The following is a 16,293-nucleotide window of genomic DNA, read 5'->3' as shown; positions in this document are numbered from 1 at the left end:
TATTTCATCCGCTCCAATGAGCTTGAGAACGGACGGATAAAACCGGTGGCCGATGACGTTTCGCGTGTGCAGCGCCTGAAATACCGCGCCTGGCGACGGGGCATGCGAGAGTGCGACCTCGTGCTGGGGGCGTTCGCTGATGCACGCCTCGCAACCATGAGCGCGACTGAGCTTGATGACTTTGAGGCCCTGCTGGAAGCGCCGGATGACAAGCTGTGGACCTGGATCCTGGGCACGGAGGCACCCGATCCAGCGTTTGCCGGGCCGATGCTGGATCAGGTGATCGTCTTCGGTCGCGAGGCCCTGTCGTGACGGACCCCCGCATCGTCAGCGATCCGGGCGGCTTGGAGTTGGCCGGCACGCCCGAGGGCTTCGATGCATTGGTCGCGGCCGATGTTCTGCGTCAGCGGGGAGGCGTCGGCCTGTTCGTGGCGCGCGATTTCCAGCGTGCGAATGCGCTCGTCGATGCACTTGGTTTCTTTGCGCCGGACCTTGAGGTCCTACGTCTGCCTGCCTGGGACTGTCTGCCCTATGACCGGGTGAGCCCGTCGCCCGGTGTTGCGGCGGAACGGATGGCTGCCTTGACCCGTCTGGCCAGGGGTATGGAATCCCGTCCGTTGCTCGTGGTCGCGACGGTTGCCGCTGCTGTCCAGCGTGTGCCTGAACGGTCGGTCATGCAGAGAGCTGCGTGGTCCACGCGCGTGGGCAGGGTTGTCGATATCAGCGAACTGGAGCGACACCTCTCCATCAATGGCTATCAGAGAGCATCAACCGTTTCGGAGCGAGGCGAGTTCGCTATTCGCGGCGGGGTGATCGACGTCTTCCCGCCGGCTGCCGCCGAGCCGGTCCGGCTGGATCTGTTCGGGGACACACTGGAATCGATCCGTGGCTTTGACCCGGAAACCCAAAGGTCGACGCGACAACTGACCGATGTGGAGCTGCTGGCCGTTTCTGAGGTTCAACTCGATGCGGCCTCGATCTCGCGTTTTCGGACCCGATGGCTTGAGCGGTTCGGGGCCGGTGCCGATGATCCGGTCTATCAGGCCGTTTCCGAGGGCGTGCGGCGTCAGGGCATGGAGCATTGGCTCCCCCTGCTCAGCGAACGTCTGGAGACGGTCTTCGACTATCTGCCGTCGGGTGCGGTGGTCCTGCTGGATACCCTGGCCGGTGATGCGGTGACCGAGCGCCTGGCGACCATCGAGGATGCGTTTGAAGCGCGACGCGACATCGGGCGCGTCGGTCAGCCGTATCGTGCGCTGGAGCCGGCGTCCCTTTATCTGACGGCGAATGAGTGGGACGAGCGGCTGACGGCCTTGCCCTGGCGTCGGTTCAGCGCCTTCCACAGCCACGGGCCGGCGGTCGTCGATGTCGGCGGTGTTGAGGGGCGGACCTTCGCGGCCGAGCGCGCGCAAGACAGCGTCAACCTGTTCGAGGCCGTGGCCAACCATGCCCGTGATCTGGTGGGGCAGGGCAAGCGGGTGCTGTTTGCATCGTGGTCAGAGGGGTCGTCCGAGCGACTGGGTACCATGCTGGCCGACCATGGCCTGACGAATGTTCCGCTGGCTCCGAACTGGGCTGCGGCGCTGAACAGGCCGTTGAGCGAGATCCAGCGCGCTGTGCTTCCGGTCGAGCATGGCTTTGTGGCCGGTGATCTGGCCGTGATTTCCGAGACGGACATTCTGGGCGACAGGCTGGCGCGACCGCGTAAGAAGCGGCGGGCCTCTAACTTCCTGGCGGAGGCTTCGAGCCTGACGCCGGGTGATCTGGTGGTGCATATCGACCACGGCATCGGGCGCTACGAGGGCCTGAAGACCCTGGATGTTCAGCAAGCGCCACACGATTGCCTGGAGCTCCAGTACGCCGAGAAGTCCCGACTGTATCTGCCTGTAGAGAATATTGATCTCCTGACCCGCTATGGCTCGGAGGACAACGAGGTGCAACTGGACCGCCTCGGTGGCGCGGCCTGGCAGTCCCGCAAGGCCCGCGCCAAGGCGCGCCTGCGTGACATGGCCGAAGGGCTGATCGCGCTTGCCGCCAAACGGGCGCTGCGAACGGGCGAGGCGATCGACCCGCCGCACGGATTGTTCGACGAATTCTGTGCCCGCTTCCCCTACGAAGAGACAGAAGACCAGCTCAATGCCATTGCTGATGTCCTGACGGATCTGGCCAAGGGGCAGCCCATGGACCGCCTGATCTGTGGGGACGTCGGCTTCGGCAAGACCGAGGTGGCGCTGCGCGCTGCGTTCGTCACAGCCATGTCCGGGCGTCAGGTGGCGGTCGTCTGTCCGACGACCCTTCTGGCGCGTCAGCATTTCCGCACCTTCTCTGAGCGGTTCTCTGGCTGGCCGGTGAAGATCCGGCAACTGTCGCGGATGGTTCCGGTCCGAGAAGCCTCCGAGACGCGAGAGGGCCTGAAGTCGGGCGAGATCGAGATCGTCATCGGCACCCATGCGGTGCTGTCCGAGCAGGTGGGCTTCAAGGACCTGGGCCTGGTGATCGTCGACGAGGAGCAGCACTTTGGCGTCAAGCATAAGGAGCGGCTGAAGTCGCTGCGCGCGGATGTCCATATGCTGACGCTGACGGCGACGCCGATCCCGCGCACGCTGCAGCTGGCGCTGTCGGGCATTCGAGAAATGTCGATCATCGCCACACCGCCGGTCGACCGGCTGGCGGTGCGAACCTACATCACGCCGTTTGATCCGGTGACGGTGCGCGAGGCGCTGCTGCGCGAGAAGTATCGCGGCGGTCAGAGCTACTACGTCGCGCCGCGGCTGAAGGATTTGCCCGACATTGAGGCCTTCCTGCGCGAACAGGTGCCCGAGGTGAAGGTCGTCGTCGGTCACGGCCAGATGTCGGCGACGCAGTTGGAAGGGGTGATGAGCGCCTTCTATGACGGTGAGTTCGATGTGCTGTTGTCGACCACGATTGTCGAAAGTGGGCTCGATGTGCCGTCGGCCAATACCCTGGTCGTTCACCGGGCCGAGATGTTCGGTCTGGCGCAGCTGTATCAGTTGCGCGGGCGCGTCGGGCGGTCCAAGGCTCGGGCCTTTGCCTATCTGACAACGCCGGTGAACCGCGTGTTGAGCGAGAGCGCCCAACGTCGTCTGAGGGTCCTGCAGTCGCTCGATAGCCTGGGAGCGGGTTTCCAACTTGCGAGCCACGATCTCGATATTCGCGGCGGTGGCAACCTGCTGGGCGAGGAGCAGTCGGGCCATATCCGCGAAGTCGGGGTCGAACTGTATCAACAGATGCTTGAGGACGCCGTGAACGCGCTACGCGCTGAGCCGGGGGCGGCCTTTGATGACGCGGGCGGGTGGTCGCCTCAGATCAATGCCGGCGCGGCGGTGCTGATTCCCGAGGCCTATATTCCCGACCTGAATGTGCGGCTGGCGATGTATCGGCGCCTGTCCGAGGCGGAACAACCCGAAGATCGTGAAGCCTTGGCAGCCGAGCTTATCGACCGTTTCGGCCCCTTGCCGGCTGAAGCAGATCAGCTTCTCAAGGTCGTCGCGATCAAGGGGCTGTGTCGACAGGCCAATGTGGCCAAGATCGATGTCGGCCCCAAGGGGGCGGTCGTCAGCTTCCGCCATGACATGTTCGCCAATCCCGTGGGGCTGGTTCAGGCCATTCAGGGCTCGCACGGGGCCTGGAAGGTCCGGCCCGACCAGAAGGTCGTCATCAAGGGGGAATGGCCAGAAGCGGTCGAACGTCTGGCGGCGGCCGAACGGATTACACGCAAGCTGGCCGAGACGGCGCTGGCCGCCTAGCCGACGGGCTCGGTTGCCTTCTCCGCCGCCTGAGCCGCGCGTTCGAGCAGCGACATGGGCGACTCGTCGGGAAGGCGCTCGGCCTCGCCAATATTGAAGGTCACGACAAACGGCGTGCGATCCTCGCCGGCGTGGAACGCCGTGCATCCGATGACGGCGGCGATACGCTCGGAGACGAGGCGGGCCTCGCCCAGCCGGGTCGCCGGCAGGGCGACAGCAAAGACCTCGGGAGCGAGCCGGGCGGCGGTATCTTCGGACCGGACCAAACGCGAGATCATCGCGCCGATCTGGGGCATGGCTCGATCCACCCAGCCTCCGGCGCGGGCCTGATCGACCCCCTCTTCACTGGCCACGCGGAGGACGCAGACCGACAGCGGGCGGTGCCGCTTGGTCGACGCCGCTGCCAGACGCGCGAGGTGGCTGGCAAACAGTTCGCGGGTGAACAGGCCGGTGGCCGGGTCCATCAGCCCCGAGTTTCGGGCACGTTCAAGGATCTCGCGTATCGTCTGATGCCGGCGATAGGCATCGGCCAGGGCCAGAACACGCTGGGCCGTTTCTTCGATGGGGGTATCAGGCGAGGCAACGTCGGCCACACCACGACCGAAGACCTCATCCAGGCTGATGTCGGCGTCAGATCCGAGATAGAGCACGACCGGCAAGTGATAGAGGCGGGTGTTTCGCTTGATCCCGGCGGCAATCGACAGGGCCTCGGTTCGCCTGGCCCCGCCCCAGAGCAGAACGGCGTCGAACTCTCTTTCGTGCAGGTAGTCGAAAGCTGTGTACGGCGTGAGCGCGGCGGTGAGCTCAACATCGGCACTCTCCAGGACATTGGCGAGAGCCAGGAACCGAGGGTCAGGTTCCCCGACCACGAGGACGCGCCGCACGATCTGGGACGGTGCCGGCGTCAGGTCGACACCCTGATCCTTGAACGTCTCGCGTCGCAGCTCGAATTCTTCGCTCGCGACGGCGGCTCGAACCAGATGCTCCAATCGAAGGGCGGCCTGAGCCGGATGGACCGGCGGGGTCATGTGCAGGTCGGCGTCGTTGTCGTGCCCGCCCAGAAGAACGACCGGAACACGACGCGGGCCTGCGGCGGCTTTGAGCCTCACGGCAAGCCCGGGTGGATAGCCGGTGCGGGCATCGACGATGACGCCTTCGATAGCCATGTCCGAAACGGCACGCTCGGCGGCCTCGACGGAGCGAGCCGTCACCGTCTGCCAGCCGAGGCCGTCGAGGCCGTCCGACAGACCGCCGGCCAGGTCATCCTGTGCCGCAAGAATGAGAATTCGTGCGCGAGGGGAAGGCCCCAGAAGGACGTCGGAGAGCGGCATGGCGTCAGGCGTTTCGCGCATGTGACGGTTCTTACGCAATCCCGAACGGAAATGGTATCGTCGCAATGGGGTTGATCGAAAGACCAAAACCGGGGATTTCGTTCCCATGACCGATCCTCGGCCTGAGCTTCCCGCGTCCCGGACCCCGCGTAACGTCACCCTTCGTGTCCTGGGTGTCCTTGGACGGGCGCTGGCACGCCTTTGGGGCAGGGACGTCATGCTTTACGTCGGCGGGGTGTCCTTCTTCGCCCTGCTGGCTGTGTTTCCGGCGGTTGCTTTGATCATCGCCTTTTTCAAGGTGGTGCTGAACACAGGCGTGGGCCTCGAACAGGCCGAAGCCCTCATTGAGGTCGTTCCCCACGCGGCACGCGGGCTGTTCCAGTCCGAAGTTGAGCGCCTGATTGAGGCACCGTTCCACAAGATCTCAGCTCAGAGCGCCGTGGCGCTGATCGTTGGGGCCTATGCGGCCCATCGTGGTTTCAAGGCCGTGCTGGCGGGCCTGACCTTCATCCACGACGAGACGGATCAGCACGGCTTTTTCCGGTTCAACTTGTTGGCCTTCATCGTGGCGATCTGTGCCTTCGTGTTGATGACGGTGGTATCGGGTGCGGTTCTGACGATCCGCCTGATGCATGAGACGCAGGAGACAGAGACGCTCGAGGGCCTTGGCCTCGACAGCGAATGGATGTGGGCCTTCGCCGGGCTGGTGATCGGGCTCACGCTGCTCTACCGGTTTGCCATGGCGCATTCCAAGCGGGTGCCCTGGCGAGCCTCCATCGGCGGCGGCGTGGGGGCGGCGATTCTGTTGGCGTTGGCGTCCTGGGCCTGCGCTGTCTACGTCGATCAGGTGGTGGAGCTGGGGGCGACCTACGGTTCGGTCGGCGCGGTTGTGGTGTTCCTGATCTGGCTGAGCTGGAACGTGAACGCTGTGTTCTTCGGCGGAGCCTTGGCCACAGAAATCGAAATCGCCCTGCACGAATACCGCCGAGCCAACGATTTCGCGGAGGCCGAGAGCGAGGCCGATCTCAGCCTGTCGGAGCCGCGTCACTTCTGGTGATGCGAAAGCGGATTGCGCTGCCCTCGTCGTCAATCGAATCGAGATGGTGGCCCGTCTGCGTCACAAAGTGAGGCACGTCGATTCGCGCCATCGGATCGTCAGCGATCAGTTCCAGGCGGTCACCGGGCCGAGCATCGCGAAGAGCCCGGCCCAGTTTGAGCGTCGGCGTCGGACATTTGTGCCCGCGCGCATCGATCACCTTCACCCCGGTACGCCGACAACGGCATCGACCGATCCCGTGGTGACCGAATGGTAGCCGGGGCGGGCCTCGGCATAGATGCGGCGCGCCAGCGTCTGGCCCCAGGTGTCTTCTTCCATCAGCGCCCGGAACAGCGGCAGGACGAATTTGCGCCGTCCCATCGAGGTGAGGAAATGCTCGAGTGACGGGACCGCCGGCTCGTAGCGGTTCTCAATGGCGATCATCAGCCAGGCAAAGAGAACTTCGGCGTTGCCGCTGGCCGACAGCCCGAGGGCTTGATCGAGGGAGGCGAGGCGGTCCGTCGCGATTTCGTCCGGCAGTTCACCGAGGAAGCGTTGGCGCTCCTGGGTAGACCAACCGGCCCAGGGGATAGCCGCGGCATTGCCTGAGGCCACATAGGCCGCCACGGCCGCATCGACGCGATCAAAGGCAACCGCGTGCGGTTCTTCGACATTGGACGGCAGACCCGGGCCATAGACCCAGGCGTCGATCATCAGGGCTTGTTCCAGTGCCGGATCGCCCCGGATCAGGTGCTCGCGCAAATCAGCCAGGAACTGGGTCGTGGTCATCGGCTGGAAAGCATGGCGGTCGAAATAGCCGCGCAGATAGGCGTCAAACCGGTCACGTCCGACGATGCGCTCAATGGTTCGCAGGAAGAAGGCACCCTTTTCATAGGCCACGTCCGTCAGGCCGTCGTCGGGGTCGCGGCTGGCCAGGTCGATGAACAGGTGGGTGTCTGCCGCCGGCAGATCAGCCAGCGTGGCCTGAAGGCTGTCCCAGCCGAGCACCTGCTCCATCATGGCGCGGTCGCGACCGTAGACTTGTTCCATGATGCGGTTTTCGAAGTAGACGGTGAACCCCTCGTTCAGCCAGAAATCTGACCAGGTGGCGTTGGTGACCAGGTTGCCGGACCAGCTGTGCGCCAGCTCGTGGGCGACCAGCGACACCAGCGAACGATCGCCGGCGATGATGGTCGGGGTGGCGAAGGTCAGGCGCGGATTCTCCATACCGCCGAACGGGAAGGACGGCGGCAGGATCAACAGGTCATAGCGACCCCAGCGATAGGGGCCATAGAGGCCTTCGGCGGCCTCGATCATCTGTTCGAGGTCGACCATTTCGTCGGCCGAGGCTTCGAGCGTGGACGGCTCGGTGAAGACGCCGCTGCGTGGGCCGGTGGCCTCGAAGGCGATGTCACCAATCGCGATGGCCATGAGATAGGGCGGTACCCGGTTGTCCATGCGGAAACGCCAGGCACGCATGCCCGGGCCGGCGGGCTCGCCTTCGGGCGTCAGATGCTCGGCGCTCATGACGACGCTGAGCGCCTCAGGCGCGACGATGCGAGCGGAATAGGTCTGGCGGATGCCGGGACTGTCCTGGGTCGGAACCCAGGTGCGCGTCAGGATGGCCTGGCCCTGGCTGAACATGAAAGGCTGGACACCGCCGGCGGTCTGTTCCGGCGACAGCCATTGCAGTGCGGCCGCACCGGGGCGTGTTTCGTAGGAGACAATCACCTGGTCCGCGTCCGGCGTGATCTGGATGGTCAGGGGGCTGCCCAGATAGGGGCGAGCCTCGCCGACGGTCCAGGGAACCGAGCGCCCGTCGATGGTGACGTCGCGGATGGTCAGGTCGCGCACGTCGAGGATCAATTCGTCGGCGTCCGGCGCGGTCTGGACCGAAAGGGTGGCCGTGCCCGACAGGACCTTGCGGTCAAAGTCAGCGGCCAGGTCCAAGGCGACATCGGTGACGCGGGCCTCGTTGGGCTGGGCGTAGGAATGGATGTCCTGAACGAGCTGGGCCATCGGTGCCTCGGCGGTCGGCGGCGTCACCGGTGCCCCTGCGGTGGTGGAACAGGCAGCCAGAAGGCCGGCGGCGGCGACGCTGACAAGCAAGGTACGGATCATGGATCTTCCCGGGTGACTAAGGTTGGCGGTGTTCTAGGGGTTCGACGTCTAACGGGAAAGAGTGCCGATAGGTTCTGTCCGAACGCGGATCAGGCGGCCGGAAGGACCCGAATGAGCTCCACACGGAAGACCAGCGTGGAGTTCGGCGGAATGAGCTCGCCACCGACCCAACGGTCGCCATAGGCCAGATTGCCGGGGATGACGAAGTCAAAAGTCTCGCCCTCGCGCATGAGCTGGACGCCTTCGGTCCACCCCGGAATGACGCGATTGAGCGGGAACTCGATGGGCTCGTTACGGGAATAGGAGCTGTCGAACTCACGCCCGTCGATGAAGGTGCCACGGTAGTGGACGCGCACGGTGTCGGTCGGGCCGGGGCGTGCGCCGTCGGGATGGGCGCGACCCTCGCGGCGGTATTGCAGACCGCTTTCGGTGGTGAACCAGCCGCGACGGGTGCCGTTCCAGGTGAGGTAGGCGGCTTGCCCCGCCTCCCAACCCGCCTGCGAGGGCGGGCCAGGATCGGCGGGCGCTGCGGGCGTGGAGGCGCAGCCGGAGAGGACAAGGACAGCGGCGAGAGCGGCGGAGCGTGACATGAGAATCTCCTGAACGTCCGCCAGGCTTGGCCGAGCCCCCGCCGCTAGGTCAAGGTTGTTCGAGAACCGGAGCCGGCAGGTCGAGGCGCTCTATTGTGACGGGTCTGCCGGAAAAGAACTCGACCAGGATGCCCGGCACGTCCGGGTGTGCCTCGAACAGATCATGGCCACCGTTGTGGACCAGGATGGTCTGAGCCCCTGACAGACCGGAGATAGCCGTGGCCTGCTCGTCCATTGGCGTGCGAACGTCGAGGTCGCCCGACAGGATCAGCGCGGGGCCATCCCACAGCACCGTCTCTCTGAAGCCCTCGCCCAGATCCAACTCCGGCAACAGGTCGGCCAACTGCGGCATCGGGAAGTTGGCGGCGGAGCCGAGCAGGGCGGTCGGCGCCTGTTCGGCAATGAGACGACGGCGCTCTGTGGAGACGCCCGACGCGATATCGGTTGCCTCGGCCATGCCGCTGAAGGTCATCGGCTCGCCGAAAAAGGCCCCGTAGACGAAGGGGGCGACGGCGTCTGCGGCCCCCTGGTCCAGGGCACCATAGAGCATGGCGAGATCGGACAGTCCGCTCGGGTTCTTGGCGATGAAGCCGGCCATCATCTGGATGGCGAAAGCGTCGATGTAAAAAGTTGCCGCCTCGCCGTCCGGGCTACGGACCGTCATCGGTTGGGGCTCAGCATAGGCCGCGTGGACCCGACGCATCAGATCAACCAGCTCCACATCGGGCATCGCAGCGTCGATCCGTCCGAAGGCGGCGTCGATGGCGTCGGGCCGCTTCACCGTCTGGTCGGGGCCTTCGACCGAAGCCAGTACAATCCTGTCAATCAGCTCTGGATGCCGACGCAGGATCGAGAAGGCGAGGTGGGTTCCATAGGAGATTCCCATCAGATTGACCCGCGGCGCGCCGAGCGCGGCGGCCAGATCGGCGACATCGTCGGCGGCCTCAGGCGTGGTGTATCCCGACAGGTCGATCCCCTGCTCGCGCCAGACGGTCGCGCAGGTCGACAGCGCGCCGGCGGCATAGTCGGTGTAAGACGCTTCGGTCAGCGGCTGGCGGAAATTGAACGGTGCCTCGGCCGTACACGTCGGTAGAGCGCCCGAAGCGCCCACGCCCCGCTGATCGAAGAAGACGATATCGGACACCTCGAGCAGGGCGAGAAAGACGGGCTGTCGCGGCCCCTCCAGGGTCGATATGCCGGACCCGCCTGGCCCGCCCGCGAGATAGATGATCGGCGCGCCCGGCGCAGCGGCGGTGGATCGCAAGCGGACCCAGGCTAGCGGGATCTGACGCGTACCCGCGTCGTCCCTGTTCTCCGGCACATAAATCACGCCACGTTCGGCCCGGATCGTGCGGCCGTCGGCGGCGCGGTAGTCAAACGCTTCCACCGTCGGCGGCTGTGCCAGGACGGGCGAGGCGGCGAGCAGGGCGAACATGAAGGCGAGGGGGCAGGCGAAACGCATGGGAGCTCCAATCAAGATTTTCGCCGATGAAGCCCGACCCTGGCGACGACGACAGGCCCATTCGGTGAACGCCCGCGAGCATCGGTAAACGACGCAGACAGGGGGCGATGAGAAGCCTAGAATTGGCTTATGTCGCGCGCCTTGATCTGCCTGTTCGCCCTGATGGTGGCCATGACCGCATTACCGGTGCAGGCCGAGGTTCGCGTAGAGCCAACGGTGATCTGTGCGACAAACGGCTCGCGCCATTGTGCGCCGATGGTCGAACCACGCCCTGCGGGCGAGGCCAAAGACATAACGCTGACCCGCAGTGTGTTTGTCGTCGGTGCGCCAGGGCCGTTGGCTGTGCGCCTTGTCGCCATGGGAAGTTCGCAGGTCCGCTGGAACGGCGTCGTTATTGGCGAGAGCGGGGTTGTTGGCGACAGTGCCGCCGACGAACAGCCGGGTCGCTTCCGAACGGTTGTCGCCGTGCCGCCGGAGCTGGTGCGTCAGGGTGAAAACACGCTGACGGCGAGGGTGACGTCGCATCATTTGTGGTTGGCCGTTCGCCAACCCGTGCACGAGTTTTCAGTCGGTGCCCCGGCCGATTTGGCGGCAACTGAGGTCAGAGACTATGTGCCGGCCCTCGCTGTCGCCGGATTGTTGTTCTTTGCGGCCCTTGGCTTTGGCCTGGTCCCGCTCATCGACCCAAGCCAGCGCGGGGCCGTTCTGCTTGCCGGCATAGCCGCGATAGCGACCTTGCAATTGGCAATTGAGTCGGCTCGGGCCTTTGTTCCTTATCCCTATCCGTGGCAACTCGCGCGGATCGCCGTGATTGCGTTCCTGGCGGCGATGACTGCGGTCTTGATGGCCCGCTACGCGGCCTGGCGGTTTGTCCCGGCGAGAACAGGTTTGGCGACCGTGGCGACCGCGATCATCGTTGGTGCGGTTCTCCTGTTCAGTCCGGGATTCGACGCCAAGGCGTTAGGCTGCCTGATCGTGGGAATAGCGGCGGTGGCTATTCTGGCGGCAGCGGGCCTGCGGACCCGGCCGGCTTCGGCCTGGATGACCCTGACGACGGCCGCCGGTGCTGGGGTTCTGGCTTTCGCGCAGGGGGCAGGATTTCTGGACAGCGGCTACTATCTCGCTCTTGCAGCAGTGTTCGCAGCCTTGATGGTCGAGCAGGTGAGATTGCTGCGCCGTCCAGCGGAGGCACCGGAGACACCCACAGCGTCCCAGCTTGAACGCACCGATGTCGTCCGGATCAGCGATGGCCGTCGGGTCCACCTGTTGAGATCCGACGACATTGCTTGGCTGAAGGCCGCGGATGACTATTGTGAGGTCGGCCTGACCGATGGTCGGACACTCCTGAATGGTGCCACCTTGCTAGCGACCCTGGCGGCGGGGCGAGGGCGATTCGTGCGCGTTCACAGAAGCTACGCTGTGAATCCTCGCCATATTACGGGGGCCGAAGTGCGCCCCGGTGGGGGGCGGCTCATCATGCTCGGGGCTGCGGGACATGTTCCGGTCGGGCGTGTGTACCGGCTGGATGCTGATCGGCTGCTTGGCGAGGGAACCGCGGAGGAGGGAATTTCGTCGGTCTAAGGCCTTTTCTTCGCCTGATTTCGCGCTATATACGATCCCTTCGCAGAATTTCTGATTCCTGCGCGCACGCGCCGAGGTCTGGCTCGCCCCCAGCCGGACGAAGGCGCGGCTCCTCCCCGGGAGCCCTTCAAAATCCAGCGTCCTGAGGCGGTTCGTCTCGAGGGTGGACGCGACGAGACGGCGCAAACCGCTTCTGCGAGAGAAGGGGGTTGCGTCCATTTTGACGTGGCGCGGGTCGAACAGCCTCGCGCCGAAACAGGGACACCTTATGGCGCACTCCTTCACCGGCAAGAAGCGGATCCGCAAGTCGTTCGGCCGCATTCCCGAGGCCGTGACGATGCCGAACCTCATCGAGGTTCAGCGGTCTTCGTATGAGCAATTCCTGCAGCGCGAGACGCGCCAGCCGGATCGTATCGACGAGGGCATTCAGGCGGTCTTCAAGTCGGTCTTCCCGATCAAGGACTTCAACGAGCGTGCGACGCTCGAATACGTCTCGTACGAATTCGAAGATCCCAAGTATGACGTGGAGGAGTGCATCCAGCGCGACATGACCTATGCCGCGCCGCTGAAGGTCAAGCTGCGCCTGATCGTCTTCGAACTGGAAGAAGAAACCGGCGCCCGCTCGGTCAAGGACATCAAGGAGCAGGACGTCTACATGGGCGATATCCCGCTCATGACGGACAAGGGCACCTTCATCGTCAACGGCACCGAACGCGTCATCGTCTCGCAGATGCACCGTTCGCCGGGCGTGTTCTTCGATCACGACAAGGGCAAGACCCACTCGTCGGGCAAGCTGCTGTTCGCCGCCCGTGTGATCCCGTATCGCGGATCCTGGCTCGACTTCGAGTTCGACGCCAAGGATATCGTCTACGTCCGTATCGACCGTCGGCGGAAGCTGCCGGCCAGCACCTTCCTGATGGCGCTGGGCATGGACGGCGAAGAGATCCTCTCGACCTTCTATGAAACCGTACCCTACGAGAAGCGCGGCGAAGGTTGGGTCACGCCCTACAAGGCCGACCGCTGGCGCGGTGTGAAGCCGGAGTACGACCTGATCGACGCCGATACCGGCGAAGTCGTCGCCCAGGCCGGCCAGAAGATCTCGGCGCGCGCGGCCAAGAAGCTCGGTGAGACGGTCAAGTCGCTGTCCCTGGCCCAGGACGCCCTGGTTGGCCGTTACCTGGCCGCCGACGCGGTCAACATGCAGACGGGCGAAATCTACGCCGAGGCCGGCGATGAACTCGATGCCGAGATCATTGCGGCGCTGGAAGCCCAGGGCTTCACCACCATCGACGTGCTGGACATCGACCATGTCACGGTCGGTGCCTACATGCGCAATACCCTGCGCGTGGACAAGAATGCCAACCGTGAAGAGGCGTTGTTCGACGTCTATCGCGTCATGCGTCCGGGCGAGCCGCCGACGATCGAGGCCGCCGAGGCCATGTTCCAGTCGCTGTTCTTCGATTCCGAACGCTACGACCTCTCGGCCGTGGGGCGGGTCAAGATGAACATGCGTCTCGAGCAGGATGTGGACGACAGCGTCCGCGTGCTGCGCAAGGAAGACATCCTTGAGGTTCTCAAGATCCTTGTCGGCCTGAAGGACGGCCGTGGCGAGATCGACGACATCGACAACCTGGGCAACCGTCGCGTTCGCTCGGTCGGTGAGCTGCTGGAGAACCAGTACCGCGTCGGCCTGCTGCGTATGGAGCGGGCCATCAAGGAGCGGATGTCTTCGGTCGATATCGACACGGTGATGCCGCATGACCTGATCAACGCCAAGCCGGCCGCCGCAGCCGTGCGCGAGTTCTTCGGCTCGTCGCAGCTGTCGCAGTTCATGGACCAGACCAACCCGCTGTCGGAAATCACCCACAAGCGTCGTCTATCGGCGCTTGGCCCGGGCGGTCTGACGCGCGAGCGCGCGGGCTTTGAAGTCCGCGACGTGCACCCGACCCACTATGGCCGGATCTGCCCGATTGAAACGCCGGAAGGCCCGAACATCGGCCTGATCAACTCGCTGGCCACCCATGCCCGCGTGAACAAGTACGGCTTCATCGAAAGCCCGTACCGTCGCGTAAAGGACGGTAAGGCGACGGACGAGGTGGTCTACATCTCGGCCATGGAGGAGGCGAAGTACACCATCGCCCAGGCCAACATTGAGCTGAACAAGGGCGAGATCGTCGAGGATCTGGTCCCGGGCCGGATCAACGGGGAGTCCCAGCTGCTCAACAAGGACGCCGTCGACATGATGGACGTCTCGCCCAAGCAGGTGGTGTCGGTGGCCGCGGCCCTGATCCCCTTCCTTGAAAACGACGACGCCAACCGCGCCTTGATGGGCTCGAACATGCAGCGTCAGGCTGTGCCGCTGGTTCAGGCCGATGCGCCGCTGGTCGGCACCGGCATGGAAGACGTGGTCGCCATCGATTCCGGCGCGGTCGTCATCGCCCGCCGTCCCGGCGTGGTGGAGCAGATCGACGGCACCCGTATCGTTGTGCGCGCCACCGAGGAGAGCGACGCCTCCAAGTCGGGCGTCGACATCTATCGCCTGTCGAAGTTCCAGCGTTCGAACCAGTCGACCTGTATCAACCAGCGTCCGATCGTGCGCGTGGGCGATGAGGTTCAGGCCGGCGATGTCATCGCTGACGGCCCGTCGACGGACCTGGGTGAACTGGCGCTGGGTCGCAACGCCCTGGTCGCCTTCATGCCCTGGAACGGCTACAACTTCGAAGACTCGATCCTGATCTCCGAGCGCATCGTGCGCGATGACGTCTTTACCTCGATCCACATCGAGGAGTTCGAGGTCATGGCCCGCGACACCAAGCTCGGGCCGGAAGAGATCACCCGCGATATCCCGAACGTCGGTGAGGAAGCCCTGCGCAACCTTGACGAGGCCGGCATCGTGGCCATCGGGGCCGAGGTCCAGCCGGGTGATATCCTGGTCGGCAAGGTGACGCCCAAGGGCGAGAGCCCGATGACCCCGGAAGAGAAGCTGCTGCGCGCCATCTTCGGCGAGAAGGCTTCTGACGTGCGCGACACCTCCCTGCGCCTGCCGCCGGGCGTGGCCGGGACCATCGTGGACGTGCGTGTGTTCAACCGCCACGGCGTCGACAAGGACGAACGCGCCCAGGCCATCGAGCGTTCGGAAATCGAGCGCCTTGGCAAGGACCGTGACGACGAGCTCAAGATCCTTGAGCGCAACGTCTATGGCCGTCTGCAGGCGCTGGTCGTCGGCAAGAAGGCCAGCTCGGGTCCGAAGGGCCTGGGTCGTGGCGATGTGACCGCTGAGAAGCTGGCCGACATCTCGCGCGGCCTATGGTGGCAGATCGCTCTGGACGACGAGAAGGCCCAGGGCGAACTCGAAGCCATGAAGAAGCAGTTCGAAGACGCTCGCAAGCGTCTTGACCGCCGCTTTGAGGACAAGGTCGAGAAGCTCCAGCGCGGTGACGAAATGCCGCCGGGCGTGATGAAGATGGTCAAGGTGTTCGTGGCGGTGAAGCGCAAGCTGCAGCCGGGCGACAAGATGGCCGGTCGTCACGGCAACAAGGGGGTTATCTCCAAGATCCTGCCGATCGAAGACATGCCTTACCTGGAAGACGGCACTCCGGTTGACGTGGTGCTGAATCCGCTGGGCGTGCCGTCGCGGATGAACGTGGGTCAGATCTTCGAGACGCACCTGGGCTGGGCCGCCGCGGGTCTGGGCAAGCAGATCGCGAACCTGCTGGAAGCCTGGCAGCATGGCGGTCAGAAGCAGGCTCTGATCGAGCGTCTGACCGAGGTTTACGGCAAGGACACGCCGCTGCCTGACAGCGACGAAGAACTGCTGGAGCTGGCTCGCAACCTGTCCAAGGGCATTCCGTTCGCCACGCCGGTGTTCGACGGTGCCCATATCTCGGACATCGAGAACTTGCTCGAGGCTGCCGGTTTGAACCGCACTGGCCAGTCGGTGCTGTTCGACGGCCAGACCGGGGACCAGTTCAAGCGTCCGGTTACGGTCGGCTACATCTATATGCTGAAGCTGCACCACCTGGTTGACGACAAGATCCACGCCCGTTCTATCGGTCCGTACTCGCTGGTCACCCAGCAGCCGCTGGGCGGCAAGGCCCAGTTCGGCGGTCAGCGTTTCGGGGAAATGGAGGTCTGGGCTCTGGAAGCCTACGGTGCCGCCTACACCCTGCAGGAAATGCTGACGGTGAAGTCGGACGACGTGGCGGGCCGCACCAAGGTCTACGAAGCGATCGTCCGTGGCGACGACAGTTTCGAAGCCGGCATCCCCGAGAGCTTCAACGTGCTCGTCAAGGAAATGCGCTCGCTGGGCCTGAACGTGGAGTTGGAGAACGGGTGACGGGATCCATCCGGCCCCGGGATGACCGGGGCCGGGCTCTTTCTCTGAACCGCTCTCTCTCAAGATTTT

The 16,293-nt window shown here is 64.6% G+C and carries 10 protein-coding genes; 5 read left to right on the top strand and 5 right to left on the bottom strand.

Going from position 1 to position 16,293, the window contains the following annotated elements; translation table 11 throughout:
* Positions 1 to 45: 45 nt before the first annotated feature.
* Entirely contained in the window at positions 46 to 312 is a 267-nt protein-coding gene (locus tag G391_RS0110270) for an FAD assembly factor SdhE (protein ID WP_035304389.1), read from the top strand.
* Positions 309 to 3,767 (top strand): transcription-repair coupling factor, encoded by a 3,459-nt coding sequence (gene mfd, locus G391_RS0110265; protein WP_035304262.1) that lies wholly within the window; start codon positions 309 to 311, stop codon positions 3,765 to 3,767. Before G391_RS0110270 ends, mfd begins: the two co-directional genes overlap by 4 nt.
* Here mfd and G391_RS0110260 read toward each other — a convergent pair.
* Complete coding sequence (locus G391_RS0110260) at positions 3,764 to 5,119, bottom strand: diguanylate cyclase domain-containing protein (RefSeq protein WP_245572080.1); 1,356 nt, start codon at positions 5,117 to 5,119, stop codon at positions 3,764 to 3,766. The two genes, mfd and G391_RS0110260, sit on opposite strands and share 4 nt — an antisense overlap.
* 85 nt (positions 5,120 to 5,204) lie before the next feature.
* Between G391_RS0110260 and G391_RS0110255 the strand changes: the two genes are divergently transcribed.
* Complete coding sequence (locus G391_RS0110255; protein WP_029087441.1) at positions 5,205 to 6,155, top strand: YihY/virulence factor BrkB family protein; 951 nt, start codon at positions 5,205 to 5,207, stop codon at positions 6,153 to 6,155.
* Here the strand turns inward: G391_RS0110255 and G391_RS0110250 are convergent.
* From G391_RS0110250 to G391_RS0110235, 4 genes are all read right to left on the bottom strand, one after another.
* Positions 6,124 to 6,360, bottom strand: coding sequence for a sulfurtransferase TusA family protein (locus G391_RS0110250; protein ID WP_029087440.1), 237 nt, complete (start codon positions 6,358 to 6,360; stop codon positions 6,124 to 6,126). The two genes, G391_RS0110255 and G391_RS0110250, sit on opposite strands and share 32 nt — an antisense overlap.
* Positions 6,357 to 8,255, bottom strand: a complete 1,899-nt coding sequence (locus G391_RS0110245) for a M1 family metallopeptidase (RefSeq protein ID WP_029087439.1) — start codon at positions 8,253 to 8,255, stop codon at positions 6,357 to 6,359. Before G391_RS0110245 ends, G391_RS0110250 begins: the two co-directional genes overlap by 4 nt.
* An 89-nt stretch (positions 8,256 to 8,344) precedes the next feature.
* Positions 8,345 to 8,845 (bottom strand): FKBP-type peptidyl-prolyl cis-trans isomerase, encoded by a 501-nt coding sequence (locus G391_RS0110240; protein ID WP_029087438.1) that lies wholly within the window; start codon positions 8,843 to 8,845, stop codon positions 8,345 to 8,347.
* Positions 8,846 to 8,894: 49 nt separating this feature from the next.
* Entirely contained in the window at positions 8,895 to 10,307 is a 1,413-nt protein-coding gene (locus G391_RS0110235) for an alpha/beta fold hydrolase (RefSeq protein ID WP_051257291.1), read from the bottom strand.
* A 129-nt stretch (positions 10,308 to 10,436) separates the two neighbouring features.
* Between G391_RS0110235 and G391_RS0110230 the strand changes: the two genes are divergently transcribed.
* Together G391_RS0110230 and rpoB are read left to right on the top strand one after the other, a co-directional pair.
* A complete protein-coding gene (locus G391_RS0110230; protein ID WP_029087436.1) occupies positions 10,437 to 11,888 on the top strand; it encodes a LytR/AlgR family response regulator transcription factor in 1,452 nt (483 codons plus the stop codon).
* 268 nt (positions 11,889 to 12,156) lie between these two features.
* The gene (gene rpoB / locus G391_RS0110225) at positions 12,157 to 16,224 is read left to right on the top strand and encodes a DNA-directed RNA polymerase subunit beta (protein WP_029087435.1); all 4,068 of its coding nucleotides are present in this window, start codon (positions 12,157 to 12,159) and stop codon (positions 16,222 to 16,224) included.
* Positions 16,225 to 16,293 lie beyond the last annotated feature (69 nt).

Source organism: Brevundimonas aveniformis DSM 17977 (assembly GCF_000428765.1).
Lineage (GTDB): Bacteria > Pseudomonadota > Alphaproteobacteria > Caulobacterales > Caulobacteraceae > Brevundimonas > Brevundimonas aveniformis.
Note: the sequence above shows the minus strand (reverse complement) of the source record. Positions and strands in the feature narration are given on the sequence as shown.